This is a genomic window from Chitinophaga filiformis (assembly GCF_021646545.1).
GTDB classification, from domain to species: Bacteria; Bacteroidota; Bacteroidia; order Chitinophagales; family Chitinophagaceae; genus Chitinophaga; species Chitinophaga filiformis_A.
Genome location: NZ_JAKIRP010000003.1, coordinates 260,977 through 275,868, shown reverse-complemented (window position 1 = coordinate 275,868; position 14,892 = coordinate 260,977). Strand labels below are relative to the sequence as shown.

At 46.9% G+C, this 14,892-nt stretch carries 13 protein-coding genes; 8 read left to right on the top strand and 5 right to left on the bottom strand.

The window, feature by feature from the left end:
- The first annotated feature begins 30 nt into the window (after positions 1 to 30).
- From L3C95_RS10935 to L3C95_RS10920, 4 genes are all read left to right on the top strand, one after another.
- Positions 31 to 687: an alpha/beta fold hydrolase gene (locus L3C95_RS10935; RefSeq protein ID WP_236386258.1), complete on the top strand. Its 657-nt coding sequence runs from the start codon at positions 31 to 33 to the stop codon at positions 685 to 687.
- A 156-nt stretch (positions 688 to 843) separates the two neighbouring features.
- A complete protein-coding gene (lepB, locus tag L3C95_RS10930; protein ID WP_236386261.1) occupies positions 844 to 2,022 on the top strand; it encodes a signal peptidase I in 1,179 nt (392 codons plus the stop codon).
- A 122-nt stretch (positions 2,023 to 2,144) separates the two neighbouring features.
- Positions 2,145 to 2,630: a cytidine deaminase gene (cdd, locus tag L3C95_RS10925; RefSeq protein ID WP_236386263.1), complete on the top strand. Its 486-nt coding sequence runs from the start codon at positions 2,145 to 2,147 to the stop codon at positions 2,628 to 2,630.
- Positions 2,631 to 2,723: 93 nt separating this feature from the next.
- Positions 2,724 to 3,356, top strand: a complete 633-nt coding sequence (locus L3C95_RS10920) for a tetratricopeptide repeat protein (RefSeq protein ID WP_236386265.1) — start codon at positions 2,724 to 2,726, stop codon at positions 3,354 to 3,356.
- 72 nt (positions 3,357 to 3,428) lie between these two features.
- On the opposite strand, the gene L3C95_RS10915 is transcribed toward L3C95_RS10920, so the two are convergent.
- Together L3C95_RS10915 and L3C95_RS10910 are read right to left on the bottom strand one after the other, a co-directional pair.
- Positions 3,429 to 5,357, bottom strand: coding sequence for an arginine--tRNA ligase (locus L3C95_RS10915; protein WP_236386267.1), 1,929 nt, complete (start codon positions 5,355 to 5,357; stop codon positions 3,429 to 3,431).
- Positions 5,358 to 5,500: 143 nt separating this feature from the next.
- Complete coding sequence (locus L3C95_RS10910) at positions 5,501 to 6,844, bottom strand: OmpA family protein (RefSeq protein WP_236386269.1); 1,344 nt, start codon at positions 6,842 to 6,844, stop codon at positions 5,501 to 5,503.
- Between the two features lie 276 nt (positions 6,845 to 7,120).
- On the opposite strand from L3C95_RS10910, the gene dnaK reads away from it, so the two are divergent.
- The 3 genes from dnaK (at position 7,121) to L3C95_RS10895 (ending at position 11,462) form a co-directional block, all read left to right on the top strand.
- Positions 7,121 to 9,025 (top strand): molecular chaperone DnaK, encoded by a 1,905-nt coding sequence (dnaK, locus tag L3C95_RS10905; RefSeq protein WP_236386271.1) that lies wholly within the window; start codon positions 7,121 to 7,123, stop codon positions 9,023 to 9,025.
- Between the two features lie 85 nt (positions 9,026 to 9,110).
- Positions 9,111 to 10,121, top strand: coding sequence for a mandelate racemase/muconate lactonizing enzyme family protein (locus L3C95_RS10900; protein ID WP_236386273.1), 1,011 nt, complete (start codon positions 9,111 to 9,113; stop codon positions 10,119 to 10,121).
- 27 nt (positions 10,122 to 10,148) lie between these two features.
- Positions 10,149 to 11,462, top strand: coding sequence for a PmoA family protein (locus L3C95_RS10895; protein WP_236386275.1), 1,314 nt, complete (start codon positions 10,149 to 10,151; stop codon positions 11,460 to 11,462).
- Here the strand turns inward: L3C95_RS10895 and L3C95_RS10890 are convergent.
- Positions 11,434 to 11,727 carry a hypothetical protein gene (locus L3C95_RS10890; RefSeq protein ID WP_236386277.1) on the bottom strand — a complete coding sequence of 98 codons (294 nt, stop codon included), beginning with the start codon at positions 11,725 to 11,727 and terminating at the stop codon, positions 11,434 to 11,436. The genes L3C95_RS10895 and L3C95_RS10890 overlap by 29 nt on opposite strands.
- Before the next feature lie 78 nt (positions 11,728 to 11,805).
- The gene (locus L3C95_RS10885) at positions 11,806 to 12,444 is read right to left on the bottom strand and encodes a redoxin domain-containing protein (protein ID WP_236386279.1); all 639 of its coding nucleotides are present in this window, start codon (positions 12,442 to 12,444) and stop codon (positions 11,806 to 11,808) included.
- 346 nt (positions 12,445 to 12,790) lie between these two features.
- On the opposite strand from L3C95_RS10885, the gene L3C95_RS10880 reads away from it, so the two are divergent.
- A complete protein-coding gene (locus L3C95_RS10880) occupies positions 12,791 to 13,648 on the top strand; it encodes a DUF1266 domain-containing protein (protein WP_236386281.1) in 858 nt (285 codons plus the stop codon).
- A gap of 114 nt (positions 13,649 to 13,762) precedes the next feature.
- On the opposite strand, the gene L3C95_RS10875 is transcribed toward L3C95_RS10880, so the two are convergent.
- Positions 13,763 to 14,890: a hypothetical protein gene (locus tag L3C95_RS10875; protein WP_236386283.1), complete on the bottom strand. Its 1,128-nt coding sequence runs from the start codon at positions 14,888 to 14,890 to the stop codon at positions 13,763 to 13,765.
- Between the last annotated feature and the right edge of the window lie 2 nt (positions 14,891 to 14,892).

Below are 14,892 nucleotides of genomic sequence, written 5' to 3'. Positions count from 1 at the left end.
CGGGGACAGCCTTTTTCATATTATTGAACCATGGCCAGACATCTGTACCTGATCAGCGGTATGGGAGCAGATGAAAGGATCTTCAGATACCTTAGTTTCCCCGAGGAATATACCGTACACTACCTGGATTGGCTGACCCCCGACCCACAGGAGACTTTTCCTGCGTATGCCGCCCGGATGGCGGCCAGGATTGAACATGAAGATGCCACATTGCTGGGCGTATCTTTTGGTGGCATGTTATCAGTGGAAATAGCCCGGCAAAGACCCATACAGAAGGTTATCCTCATCAGTAGTATTAAGCGTACAGGAGAGAAGCCCCCTTACCTGACCTGGGTGAGGAAAACAGGTTTGCTGCAATTACTGCGGCTACCGGATTCAATCATTTTTACACGCAGAAAAGGACTGGTGAAACTGTTCCTGAGCGCCGAAACAGCGGAAGAACAGGAATTGCTGGCCGACTATATGACCAAAACGGCCTATGGTTATCTTCGCTGGGGCATCCGGATAGTGGTGAACTGGCAGAACGATTTCGTCCCGGCATCATTGGTACACATCCATGGAGGCAAGGACAGGACCTTCCCGTCAAGGCTTATCAAGGCTGATTATATAATACCCACTGGTGGCCACTTCATGGTGTATAACCGTGCCAGAGAAATCAATGAGATCCTGCGGAAGGAGCTGGCGTGAAATGCAAAACTCTTATAAACCAATTGCATTACATGTAAAAAAGTTTATTAAATCAACCTAATCCCCTTATTTTAGCAAAACTTTTGATTAGTATTAATTAGCTTGCAGAATACAGAATATTATATTTGATCTTTTAAATATCTTAAACGAATCTTAATGAACCTGGCTTTTTGGAGAAGAAATAAAGAGGGTCAGCCAAAGAAGAAATCTGCCGTTAGAGAGTGGTTTGATGCCGCTATTTTCGCCATCATCGCAGCTACCTTGATACGCACCTTTATTTTTGAGGCGTACACTATCCCAACCCCATCTATGGAAAAGACATTGCTGGTAAACGACTTCCTGTTTGTCAGCAAGATCAGTTACGGGCCTCGTATTCCCATGACGCCACTCGCTGTTCCTTTTACACATCATACGCTGCCATTCACCAGGTATAGCAAGGCTTACTCCGAAGCGGTACATTGGAAATACAGACGTATGCCAGGTTTCTCAGATGTGGAGCGTTATGATGTAGTGGTGTTTAACTTCCCCGAAGGAGATACTGTAGCCCTGGAGCAACAGGAGCAAAGCTACTACCAGCTGGTAAGATTTTATGGACGTGATAATGTATGGGAACAGAACCATGTTACTTCCCGTCCTGTCGATAAACGTGAGAACTATATTAAGCGTTGTATGGCTGTTGCCGGCGATACCCTGAGCATCAAAGAAGGTATCGTTTTCGTGAATGGGTCACAGGCGCCGATCCCACCGGAAAGCGAGCGTACATACTGGGTAAAAACCACCGGAGATCCGCTGAACCCGAGCCGTCTCGATGAACTGAACATAGATCCTTCTCCACGCAGCGTGGATGATTCCAGTACTTTCAGGTATGACCTGACGCCAGGTATGGCCAACCTGTTAAGAACATGGCCGGCAGTGCAGGACATCAGACCGTATGTAAAATCGCCCAGACAGGATATACAGGTGTTTCCGCATGATACAGCACACTACAGATGGACAGAGCATAACTTTGGTCCGCTGTATATTCCTAAGAAAGGCGCAACGGTGAACCTGGATAGTACTAACATCGCTTTCTACGACCGTATTATCAGCGTATATGAGGGCAACAAACTGGAAGCCAGGAACGGACAGTTCTATATCAATAATAAACCTGCCAATACCTACACTTTCAAAATGAACTATTACTGGATGATGGGTGATAACCGTGACAACTCACTGGATTCCCGCTTCTGGGGTTTTGTGCCTGAAGATCATATCGTAGGTAAAGCATGGCTGATCTGGATGAGCTATGGCCATGGCAGCATCCGCTGGAACAGGCTGTTCAGAACAATCAAATAAAAGCTCGGGTTTAGGTAACACCTTCTTCCCGCTGTTTCACAATATTCTGTTACGAATTACGCATGACATCCAATTACAAACACTAACTTGTAATTCGTCATCCGTAATTCGTAATTTAGTATATGGACATCCGTAAACATTCTTTTGAATACCATTCCTTCCAGGACAGTGCAGCCTTACCCATTGCAGACCTCCGGTTACTGGAAGAAGCCCGGGAAGTAACTGCCCAGGCCTATGCCCCTTATTCCAATTTTTATGTAGGAGCTGCCATTTTACTGGCCAACGGTATTGTGGTAAGAGGAACAAACCAGGAGAACGCTTCTTTCCCTGCCGGCATTTGTGCGGAAAGAGTGGCTTTATCTACCGCAGCGTCCCTCTATCCGGGAGTACCGATACTCACTATTGCCATCAGCTATCACAATCCTTCGGGGAGTAATGATACCCCTATTTCTCCATGCGGCATCTGCCGGCAGACCTTATCAGAATATGAAGGCCGTCAGCAGCAGTCCATTCGTGTGATCATGAGCGGTCAGACGGGGAAAGTGTTCATCATCCAGACTATCAGACACCTGTTACCATTGGGATTCTCCGCAGAAGATATGCAATAAATTTATTATCTTTGCAGGAGTCTATGAAACTCTATGTTAAACGTCCGTGTCTTATGTCCGCTGCTATGGACGGTTTTATTCGTGCAAGTTGCTATGGCTTTTCCAGGAAATAAGTTAAAGGGTCTTTACAGGGAAGGGGTGAACTGCCGCAATGAAGGCAGATTTCAGGCCGCAAAGAAATGTTTCAATGAAATCTTACATCAGGATAGCAGCTACACGGTAGCATACCTGCAAATGGCCGAGATCCTGGCATTGGAAGAGGAATATCAGGAAAGCATCCGTTATTACCAGTATTTCCTCCGCCTGGATGGAGAACAAGCTTCTTCCTGGTATGCCGTCGGCGTATTATACTTTAATACCAAAGATTTTCACAATGCAGCAGGTGCTTTTGAAAAGGCACAGCAAAAAGGGCATCCTGCCGATGCAGATTTTAACCTGCACCTGGGTACTGCCTATCTGCATATCCGCCAGGTGGAGAAAGGTGTGAAACATCTGCATTCCTGCCTTGCTTTACGGAACAACGATCCCAGACCTATGCAGGCGCTGGCTCACCACTATTACCTGGCTGGCAATTATAGCGCTGCTATTAATTATTGGGACAAATTACTGTGCATCCAGCCTGAGAATGCTTTTGCCATGTTTATGCTGGGTAAGTCATACATTGGCAACGGAGAGGTGGCAAAAGGGGAGGAGCTGTGTGACAGGGCGCTGGCGGTTACGCAATAATACTATCCAGACAAAAGATAAAAAGAAAAAGCTCCCGGGATGGGAGCTTTTTGCTTTATAAGAAGTGCGTTATTACATTCTTTCAGGTACATCAATACCCAGCAGTTTCATGCTCTTTGCAATTGTTCTGGCGGTGAGCATAACGATCTGTGTACGAAGCTTCTGTTTCTCCGGCGTTTCTGCGTCCTGCACAGAATAGGTGTATTTACCTTCCACTTTCTCTGCATAGAATGAGTTGAACTGTTGTGCGAGCTGGAACACATAGTTAGCGATCACGGAAGGGCTCATTTCTTTCATGGCTTCTTCCAGCACGCTTTCATATTGCTCATTCAGCAGGATCAGTTCTTTCTCCAGCGGCAGTAAGCTGCCCTTATGACAGTAGCCTTCCAGTTTATCTGCATCAGGCGCTACCTCACGCAGAATGGATTTGATACGGGCATGCGCATACTGAACGAATACACTGGTAAACCCATGCAGGTCAATAGACTCTCTCGGATCGAACACCATTCTCTTCTTCGGATCTACACGCAGGAGGAAGAATTTCATAGCGCCTATGCCAAGCATGTTGTAAAGCGTCTGCAGGTCTTCTGCCGCCATGTCTTTCAGCTTACCGGAATTGGCTGTCTGTTCTGCAGCTGCTGCGATGGTCTCATCTATCAGGTCATCTGCATCCACAACGGTACCTTCACGGCTCTTCATACGGCCGTGTGGTAATTCCACCATGCCATAGGAAAGATGGAATATACCATCAGCACATGGTTCCTGCAGTTTCTTCAGGATCAGTTGCAGCACCTTGAAGTGATAGTTCTGTTCATCGGCCACTACATAGATGCTTTGCTCCATCTGGTAGTCGTCGTATTTAAGACGGGCAGTACCCAGGTCCTGCGTCATATACACAGAGGTGCCATCGCCACGTAATAACAGTTTCTCATCCAGTCCGTCGGCAGTCAGGTCTATCCAGATAGAATTATCCGGCTTTTTGAACAGCACTCCTTTAGCCAGGCCTTCCTCTACCAGGTCTTTACCCAGCAGGTAGGTCTCGCTTTCGTAGTACATCTTGTCGAAGTCGATGCCCAGGCGTTTGTAGGTTTCATCGAAACCTTTGTACACCCAGCTATTCATTGTTGACCACAGGGTCCGTACTTCATGATTGCCTGCTTCCCACTGCTGCAGCATGATCTGTGCCTGCTGCATGATCTCTGTCTGCTTACGGGACAGTTCTTTGATCTCATCATTGAGTTTGGCGTGTTTCTCTGCATCAGCCTTTATTTCGGGCTTATGGAAGAGGGTAACCAGTTTCTCTATACGTTCCAGGTCTGCGCCCTGGAAATCTTTGAAATCGTTTTCAAGCGCGCGGGCTATAATAGGTTCTGTCTGTTCTTTCAGGATGGTCTCAAACTTCACGTAGTAGTCGCCAACCAGGTGGTCTCCTTTGATACCGGTTGATTCGGGTGTATCTCCATGGGCAAACAGCTGCCATGCCAGCATGGATTTACAGATATGGATACCCCGGTCATTCACCAGGTTGGCCTTGATCACATCATAACCGTTGGCTTTCAGGATCTCTGCGATGGAATAGCCAAGGAAGTTATTACGGAGGTGACCCAGGTGCAAAGGTTTATTTGTATTGGGGGAAGAGTATTCCACCATTACTTTTTTTCCGTTGGAAGGCTTCTTACCGATGTTACGGTTATTGAAGTGTTGCTGCAGGTACTGCGCCCAGTACTGCTCACAGATCTGCAGGTTGAGGAAGCCCTTGATCACATTATAGCCGGACACGAGGTCGGGGTTATGTTCAACAAGGTATTTGCCCAATCGATCAGCAGTTTCCTCCGGTTTTAAGCGGCTGAACTTTGTGAAGGGGAATACCAGGATGGTATATTCACCTTCAAATTCAGGTTTGGTAGTATTGATCGCAATGTCCTTTGCAGGAATTGTCTGTTCGTAAAGCGCCTTAATTGCTGCAGCAGCAGCAGATCTGATGGATTGTACAACACTCATGCTGATAAACGGTTAATGCCAAAAGTAACGTCAAAGGTATAAAAAATCCGCTGGGCAGCCCGGGGCGCTGAATAATATAATAAAGAAAAAGGGCCGGCAACAAAACTGCCAGGCCCTTTCCAGGGTTTATCGGATGCTGAGTATTAATAGATAGTGAACTCCACCCTTCTGTTTTTCTGCCTTCCAGCCTTGGTTTTATTGCTGGCTACCGGTTGGGTAGAGCCATAACCTACGGCTTCGATCTTGGATGGATTAGCACCCTGGTCTACCAGGTACTGTTTCACTGATTCTGCCCTGTCTTTTGAGAGGGCCATATTTTTTGTTGAATTACCCACATTGTCCGTATGTCCGCCAAGTTTAAGGCTGAAGCCCCTGTTCCTGAGCAATTCTGCCAGTTGGTTCAGGGCGCCGTAAGAGCCGGGTTTAATGCTGGATTTACCAGTTTCAAACTCCAGGTCCTGAATAGCGTTTCTAACGATGCGGCGGTCTTCATCTGTAATCACTACCTGGGTAGGTACTTTAGGCTCGGTCGCTTTCGGTAGTTCACAGCCACTGCCATCTACCTTGTTACCGGATGCCGTACCGGGGCATTTATCAAAATAATCGGATACGCCGTCAGCGTCAGCATCGGCCGTCAGTTTATTCACCTCACCAGTCAGTCGATTATTTTCGGCCCGGCTGGTTTCCAGCTCACGCTGCAGGTTAGCCTTTTGCGCCTGTAGTTCATCGTACATCACTTTAGCGGGGTTCTGCCAGTTCAGTTGTGGTTTATTTTTGGGTCCCAGTGGGAATTCCACTCCTGCATACCCATAGGAGTATTTGTCTTTATTCTGGCCGAGATAAAAGCCATCCAGGTTATCTCCATCCACATAATGCATGGTATATCCCAGATCCAGGTTGATGGCCTCAGTGAGTTTAAATTTCAATCCTGCGCCTATGGGTACATAAAACTCGGTGATACTTCCATTAGGTTTGTACTCCGTCAGGCCTCCTTCCATTTGTCTGCTTACTTTGGGAGAATAACCCGCCAGTCCGGCGCCACCTGACACATATATCTGAAGGGCATTCTTTCTGTACATCCAGTTGATAGTGGCCAGATTGATAACTGCGTTCAGGCTGGTAGACCACTTCAGGTTGGTTTCAAAGGAGTTTAAGCGCCGGTTGGGTTCCTTTTCGTTCCCCAATTTGCGGTCATTATTGCCTGCCAGCTTGCCACCTATAAAGTCTGCCCGGATGCCCAGGGAGTGTAAAATCTGCCATTTTACATAAGCGCCATAGCCGACTTTAGCTTTCCATTTTGTAAAATCGTTGCTGCCTCCTGTGGGGGCGACCGGAGCCAGCAATCCGCCATTTACGCCGACCGACCATCGCTTGTAACCGGGGCCATTAGTAAAAATGGGGCCGTTTACAGTGGTCTGGGCAATACTGCATAGAGGAGTAGAAAGGGCCAGCACACACGCTGCCCGGATGAGTGAGGTGTTTTTCATAATCATTCAGGGTTACTCGGTTATTTAAATTACTTAGCAGGTGAATTAATAAATAAGTGTATTTCGCACGTCGGTTTAATACTTACCATAAAAAACCCCGTTGCATGTAAATTGTTCATTATTAAATCGTATTAAACGTGTGGGAAGAGAAACTGACGGTCGACTGACATAAGGAACTGACATATTTGCATGCTTCGTCCGTTGGCATAATCATTGACATTTGCTTTCTCGGAGACAAAAATCTATCTACAACTACAAGCGAGAATATTAACAATTATGGGAAAGATAATAGGTATTGACTTAGGAACTACCAACTCATGCGTTGCTGTAATGGAAGGCAACGAACCGGTAGTAATTGCCAATGATGAAGGACGCAGAACTACGCCCTCCGTTGTGGGTTTCTTGAAGAATGGTGAGAGAAAGGTGGGTGACCCGGCAAAACGCCAGGCTATCACTAACCCTGTGAACACGATTATGTCAGTAAAACGTTTCATGGGACGCCATTTTGACGAGGTATCAAATGAAATACCTCATTGGAGCTATAAAGTTGCGCGTGGTGAAAATAACACTACCCGTATCGATATCGACGGCAGACTATATACTCCGCAGGAGATCTCTGCTATGATCCTGCAGAAAATGAAGAAAACTGCTGAAGACTACCTGGGTCAGGAAGTAACTGAAGCGGTGATCACTGTTCCTGCTTACTTCAACGACGCTCAGCGTCAGGCTACAAAAGAAGCAGGTGAGATTGCAGGTCTGACTGTACGTCGTATCATTAACGAGCCTACTGCCGCTGCACTGGCTTATGGACTGGATAAAAAACATGCTGATAGCAAGATCGCCGTATTCGACCTTGGTGGTGGTACCTTCGATATCTCCATCCTGGAACTGGGTGATGGCGTATTCGAAGTAAAATCTACCAACGGTGATACCCACCTGGGTGGTGACGACTTTGACAAGGTGATCATGGACTGGCTGGCCGATGAATTCAAGAAAGACGAAGCGGTTGACCTGCACAAAGATCCAATGGCATGGCAGCGTCTGAAAGAAGCAGCTGAAAAGGCAAAAATTGAACTGTCTTCTTCTCAGGAAACAGAGATCAACCTGCCTTATATCACTGCAGTAGACGGTGTACCTAAACACCTGGTAAAGAAACTGAGCCGCGCTAAATTCGAGCAACTGGCAGATGCCCTGGTGGAAAGAACACTGGAGCCTTGCCGCAAAGCCCTGAAAGATGCAGGCCTGAACACTTCTGAGATCGACGAAGTGATACTGGTAGGTGGTTCTACCCGTATTCCAAAGATCCAGGAAGTAGTAGAGAAATTCTTCGGTAAAAAGCCAAACAGAGGTGTGAATCCGGATGAAGTAGTAGCTGTTGGTGCTGCGATCCAGGGTGGTGTACTGACCGGTGAAGTGAAAGATGTACTGCTGCTGGACGTTACCCCGCTTTCTCTGGGTATCGAAACCATGGGTGGTGTATTCACTAAACTGATCGAATCCAACACTACTATCCCGAGCAAGAAATCTGAAACCTTCTCCACTGCTGCTGATAACCAGCCAAGTGTTGAAATTCATGTACTGCAGGGTGAACGTCCTTTAGCTAGCCAGAACCGTACACTGGGCCGCTTTATCCTGGATGGTATTCCACCGGCTCCGCGTGGTGTACCGCAAATCGAAGTGATCTTCGATATCGATGCCAACGGTATCCTGCATGTAACTGCGAAAGATAAAGGCACCGGTAAAACACAGAATATCCGTATCGAAGCAGGTAGTGGTCTGAGCAAAGAAGAGATCGAAAAGATGAAGGCAGAAGCAAAAGCGAACGAATCATCCGATAAGGAACAGCGTGAAAAGATCGAAAAGCTCAACCAGGCTGACAGCCTGATCTTCCAGACTGAAAAACAGCTGAAAGAATATGGCGATAAGATCCCTGCAGATAAGAAAGGCACCATTGAAACTGCCCTGAACAAATTGAAGGAAGCACATAAGAGCGGCGATATCGCTCAGGTAGATGCAGCTGTTACAGAAATGAACAATGCATGGACCGCAGCTTCTGAAGAACTGTACAAAGCAACACAGGAAGCACAGGCTAACGGTGGTGCTACAGGTCAGGGACAGCCACAGGGAAGCGCTGCCGGCAACGAAGGTGTAACTGATGCTGAATTTGAAGAAGTGAAATAGTCATAAGCAACTTAGGGATATTTGGTAAGAGGGCTGGTCCAAAAGATCAGCCCTCTTTTTTGTGCCTATTTTTATATTTTGTGTTATGCAATTGACACTACACCCGTTCGAATTAAAGTTCAGACATACCTTTACCATCTCGCGTAAATCCAAAGACGTTCAGCCACTGCTGGTAGTAGCGCTGCAACAGGATGGAATCAGTGGCCTGGGAGAAACTGCTGATAACTCATATTACAATATGACCGTGCCTCGCCTGATGGACGCCATCAATGCTCACCGCGCACTGATAGAAGGGCACACCTTAACGACTCCCGAAGCCTTCTGGGAATTGTTGTACCCCCTGTTCAAAGACAATCTCTTTGCGCTTTGTGCCATTGACCTGGCCGCACATGATCTTTATGCCAAAAAACTAAATAAGAAACTGTATGAGGTGTGGGGGCTCGACATTTCTCACAACCCGATGACCGACTATACGATCGGTATCGATACGGTAGAAAATATGGTCAGTAAACTGAAAGAGTTTCCCTGGCCAATCTATAAGATCAAACTGGGCACACAGGACGATATTGCTATCATAAAGGAACTGCGCCGGCATACTGACGCTATCTTCCGCGTGGACGCCAATTGCGCCTGGGGAGTGGAAGAGACTTTACGTAATGCTGCTGCCTTCAAATCGCTGGGCGTGGAATTCATCGAGCAGCCTATGCCGGCTGAAGATGTGGAAGGCATGAAGAAAGTATATGCATCGTCAGCCCTGCCGCTCATTGCCGACGAGAGCTGTATTACGGAAGCAGACGTAGCGCGCTGCAATGGGCTCTTTCATGGTATCAATATCAAACTGACCAAGTGTGGGGGGATTACACCTGCGCGCAGGATGATTGATCATGCCAAACGCCTGGGCATGCAGGTGATGACCGGCAGTATGAACGAAAGCACCGTCGGTACTTCAGCGGTAGCCCACCTGCTGCCTTACCTGGACTATGTGGATATGGATGGCCCGCTGTTACTGGCCGAAGATACCGCTGATGGTGTAAAGATCGTTGACGGACGGATCATCTATGCCGACAGGCCAGGTACCGGCGCCGTATTAAAATAAAACTATTACCCTCAAATGTTACCCGTTATGAAAAACAGACAATTATTGTCCTTTCACGTCTTTCCGGTTCAGCAACACGATTTGCGATGCAAGCCGGCCAGATTTAAGCTGTGCATAGCCTTATTGCTGCTGTTGTCTACAACAGCCCTGCCGGTCAGCGCCCAGTTGCTGGCCCGTATCAGTGTAAAAGCAGGCGCCCGCCAATGCGTAAATGTGCCCGTTTCCACTATAATGAAGGATGTAGTAATAGCCATACAGGATTCATTACAGTTCTTCGAAATACAGCAGGGACGCCGCACACCTGTGCCTCTTCAAGTCTCCGGGGGCTATCTCTACTGGATAATGGATGGGAAAACAGCTCCGGGAAAGATCCGCACATACGAACTGTCGAAAGGCAGTCCTGTTCCGGCCATCGCCCGTATGCAGGCAAAAGACAGCGCCGGGGCCCTGGTGCTGGAAGAAGGAAAGCAACATCTTTTGCAGTATAATTACAACATTGTGGAACCACCTGCCGGTGTGGATACCGTGTACCGCCGCAGTGGCTTCATACATCCTTTATGGGCGCCCGATGGACAGGTCATTACCAATATACATCCGGAGGGCCACTGGCACCATGTGGGTATCTGGAATCCTTGGACACATACGTCTTTTAAAGGGAAAGAGACTGATTTCTGGAACCTTCACAAGAAGGAGGGTACTGTCCGTTTCAAAGGCTTTATCAGTCGTACGCAGGGACCCGTATGGTGCGGTTTCCAGGCGTTGCACGATCATATCGCCTTCTCCGGCAAACAGGAAACGGTGGCTATCAATGAGGAGTGGGACGTAAAGGCATTTAACAGCGATGGCAACACCAGCCGGATCTGGGATATCGACAATACCATGAGCTGTGCCGATACTGCCGGTATCACCTTCCTGCAGTACCGTTACGGCGGTGGTTTTGGACTCCGTACGACGGCGGAGTGGAAGGCTGCCAATAGTAAAGTGCTTACATCAGAAGGTAAGACGCGCAAAGACGCCGACAGTACCCGTGCCCGCTGGATCAAGATCACCGGCCGCACAGATAAAGGAGAAGCTGGTATTCTTGTCATGAGCCACCCTTCCAATTATGACTATCCTCAGCCCGTACGTGTATGGCCGGAGAATAACGAAAGAGGGGAGATCATGATGAATTTCAGCCCTACCAAAATGAAACCCTGGCAACTGAAATACGGGCAAACCTACCGTCTGTGTTACAGGGTGATTGTATTCACGAACGATCTCTCAAAAGAGGAAGCGGAAGAAGCATGGGAAGCATATGCAAAGCCTCCGCAGGTTACTGTTTCCTGGAGCGCAGGTCTCTGATGTTGATAATGGCATTATAGAGCCCGAAAATGCCCATAATTATAAAAACGGCTATAACACCCCAATGACCGGTGGCGCGGTAAATATAGAGCTCTATACGCGTCAGGCGAACGTTATGCAGCTGATTGCCAGCCTCCGAGAACTGGAGAAAACGGTAAACGGCAAAACCAAAGCCGATCAGTGCAACTACAGACATCCAGATCACTGTTGTCCAGGAGGCAGGTTCCGTTTCGTTGGAAGTGGGTTGTTCAGGGTTAGTACGCATATCAACAAGATACATAAAAACACAACACCCTGTACGCCGACGGCGCACAGGGTGTTGTGCCTTTTTCTGATATGTATTTTATATAGCTATTCCATGTGATCCCTGGTGACTTGCTTCATACACGGCAGACAGCAGATCCCTTCTTTCCAGCGATTTTTCCAGCCACAGGTCTACTGCACTGTAAACGATCTTCAGTGATGGCGTCAGTACATAAATGCCCGGCGTTGGTACATCTTCATTCACACCGGATATTCTGTCCCAGATAGGGTCGGTAGCAGAATAAAGACCCGCTTTGCCGGCAATCAGGTTGTGCTGATCCCAGATGCTGGCGAATGGCAGCTGTAATGCTGACGTGGCCTCGTCGAAATGTTGCTTTTCGTCAGTAGTTACCAGCAGCAGCTGACCGCCCATTACACGGATATCTGCGTAAATATCCTTCAGTTCTTTCAGCAGCCTGTTTCCATAACCATTCCAGTGGATGGAGTGGAAAGCGAGTACCAGCGGACGGTCTATTACCTGTGTGATAGATTGTGGGCCCTGTACAGACTTCAAGATATCTGAAGTAGCAATAATATTTTTCTTATTTATATGGAATGCAGGTAATGTATCTCCTGCATGTAAAGGGCTGATCGGGGTCCTGGTCTTATAGGCTTTTTTCACATTTTCAATCTCAAATTCAGGAAAAAGATCTGCGTATCTGTTGAAGTTGTTAGACATAAAATAAATTTAAGGGATGGTTGGTAAACAGTGTTTAAATAAATGGTTGTAATGATTTTTATGAAACGGTTGCCGGCGGGCGATCCGTGGCAATGAGGTATCAGCTACAACAACAGACAGCAGCGGTCTTTCTGTTTTTAAACTGCGTTAATACTTTTAACTGAGGCATGTGAACTTGTGTTTTATGTGATTGCCTGTATTGACAAAGCAAATATAGGAAGAATTTCTTAATACCCTACAAGTTTTGTAGGGTATTTATTAAGTGATTGATAATCATATACAATTCTTTAAAGAATTTGAAAAGTTTTATATTTGATGCTTCTATGTTCATCAAAACAATAGCTACATGAAAGGAATACAGTCAAATATCATCCCGGCCATCTGTTTGCTGGCTATCAGTATGGCAGGATGTAACAGTAATACTAGCAAACAGGATAAACAGGAGCAGGTAGCTGCTACCAATAATGCGACTATAATCAGGAATGATGAACTATATCCCTTTATGCTGGCGGGCGTATACTTTATACATGGTTACGGCGGTCCCGAATCCACGTTCGACAGGTTGATCAAACCGGCAGTACAGGGTGAACCGGGCACTGATAGTTTCTCTACATCCCTGCAGAATGCCTATACCCGATATTTTGTCTTCCCGTTCAAACCGCAGGATGATAAAGATGGTAAAGAAGCAAAAGCAACCCTGGCTGACTACTGGAACATCCACAACACCGCAGAACTGGAAAAATCACTGACCTGGTTGCTGGAAGAGGGGCATCAGGCGCAATACGCGCAATATCGCAAGGTATTAGAAGAAAACGGTGGGGCAGGGGCAGACATCGCGGCTATCGACCTCGCAAAATATAAACTGTCAAAGACGGATATTCCGGGCATGGAGTTTATCAAAACCCATTACACAGAATTCAGTAATGGCGGTATCAAGGCATGGGATATCGCCCGTTATATTAACAACATCTGCGTGGCTTACCAGGCAGGATATCTTAACAGGGGAGAAGCCATGGTGTGGTTGAAGAAGGCGCCGCACGTGGTGCAATCGCAGTATAGCGACTGGAAAGCTTATTTCAACGATTTTCTGTTAGGGCGTCAGTTCTGGGGCGGTGCAGAGAGTGACAACGATCGTTTCAAAAGAGAAGTAGCAGGTATGCTGGAAGGGAAGTACAGCATCTATACTTATATGCCGGTGAAATAATTTACTGTTATAATAAAATGAAGCGCCCGTCTCAATTACTGGGACGGGCGCTTTTCTTCGATTTCGCTTGCCATAAATTATTTTTATTGCTGCGGATGTGTTGGTGGCACAGTATCAAATGGAATAATTATATATGGGCAGCAGGGTAGGCTGATTATCCGGTGTAATACCTTCAGGCAGCAGGCCAGCGTGCAGCATAGCATGTGTATGGATCTTCAGCGCATACAATTTTTCCAGGCAATACCGCTGTACCTCGTTCAGTTGTGATACATCAAGTACACTGCCCCGGTTCAGGAAATCCCTGAACACGATGCTTGTCAGATCTTCAGCCATGTAAGGGTACAAAGGGAAATCCATCTCCTGTTCTTCCTCTTCAAATTTTGCCTTTTGTTCTTCCAGTACCGGGAATAACCCATCCAATGCAGTCTTTAACCGCTCAGCGTCCTGCAGGTTACCTATCAGTAAAGCATCTGTTGCTGCTACAATAATAAATGCCTGCGCCCATTGTACTTCAATGTCTTCTTCCATATCCAGCAATTCCTGCAACTGTTCCTGTTCCACCGGAAAACCGCTGATGCCATTGTATACCGGTATATATGGCGCCAGTGATTCATCAGCTGTCAACAACTGCGTAATTTCTACCGGAAGGCTTGTCCGTTCTCCTGTCAGATAGTTGATCAGGGCCGCGCTGATCAGTGCATTTTTGACCAGGGCGGTATTCTCATTATTGCGTTGAATGATATCGAAGATCCTGCTGATCTCTTCTTTTGCCGGGAACAACACGGCGGTAAAATATATGTCAGTGGGCACCAATTCTTCGTTGTCCGTCCTATAGAAATGGTCCCTGAAGAATGATTTGAAGGCTGTAAACCCTGCATCGGGTTGCTCATCTTTCGAGCCAAAACTATACCGTACCGGCATGGTTAGTATCGGTACGGCCGACCTGATATCCATTGTATACACATATGCCAGGAAGTCTGTCAATGTTGAAGGATACGCAAAGTCTTCCTTACATAAACTATCAAATACCTGTATAACCGGCTCGATTATCTCAAATACATTATATCCCTGTTTTACATGACTGAGCATCTCTCCAAACAGCAATGAAAGCACCTCGTCTTCCTCTTCTATATCACAAAGTGCTTCCAGTATCGGAGGTACTTCTTCTACTGAAGTGCTATAGCCTCCGGTAAAGCTGCTCCATTGTATTTGCTGTATAAGTTCTTTTGTGTTTGGATACATAA

Excerpts from the sequence above, each read along its gene's own strand:
- L3C95_RS10900 (WP_236386273.1), top strand. The coding sequence starts at position 9,111 with ATGCAATTGACACTACACCCGTTCGAATTAAAGTTCAGACATACCTTT.
- L3C95_RS10875 (WP_236386283.1), bottom strand. The coding sequence starts at position 14,890 with ATGTATCCAAACACAAAAGAACTTATACAGCAAATACAATGGAGCAGC.
- L3C95_RS10935 (WP_236386258.1), top strand. The coding sequence starts at position 31 with ATGGCCAGACATCTGTACCTGATCAGCGGTATGGGAGCAGATGAAAGG.
- L3C95_RS10885 (WP_236386279.1), bottom strand. The coding sequence starts at position 12,444 with ATGTCTAACAACTTCAACAGATACGCAGATCTTTTTCCTGAATTTGAG.
- cdd (WP_236386263.1), top strand. The coding sequence starts at position 2,145 with ATGGACATCCGTAAACATTCTTTTGAATACCATTCCTTCCAGGACAGT.
- dnaK (WP_236386271.1), top strand. The coding sequence starts at position 7,121 with ATGGGAAAGATAATAGGTATTGACTTAGGAACTACCAACTCATGCGTT.
- L3C95_RS10880 (WP_236386281.1), top strand. The coding sequence starts at position 12,791 with ATGAAAGGAATACAGTCAAATATCATCCCGGCCATCTGTTTGCTGGCT.
- lepB (WP_236386261.1), top strand. The coding sequence starts at position 844 with ATGAACCTGGCTTTTTGGAGAAGAAATAAAGAGGGTCAGCCAAAGAAG.
- L3C95_RS10910 (WP_236386269.1), bottom strand. The coding sequence starts at position 6,844 with ATGAAAAACACCTCACTCATCCGGGCAGCGTGTGTGCTGGCCCTTTCT.
- L3C95_RS10915 (WP_236386267.1), bottom strand. The coding sequence starts at position 5,357 with ATGAGTGTTGTACAATCCATCAGATCTGCTGCTGCTGCAGCAATTAAG.
- L3C95_RS10920 (WP_236386265.1), top strand. The coding sequence starts at position 2,724 with ATGGCTTTTCCAGGAAATAAGTTAAAGGGTCTTTACAGGGAAGGGGTG.
- L3C95_RS10895 (WP_236386275.1), top strand. The coding sequence starts at position 10,149 with ATGAAAAACAGACAATTATTGTCCTTTCACGTCTTTCCGGTTCAGCAA.
- L3C95_RS10890 (WP_236386277.1), bottom strand. The coding sequence starts at position 11,727 with ATGCGTACTAACCCTGAACAACCCACTTCCAACGAAACGGAACCTGCC.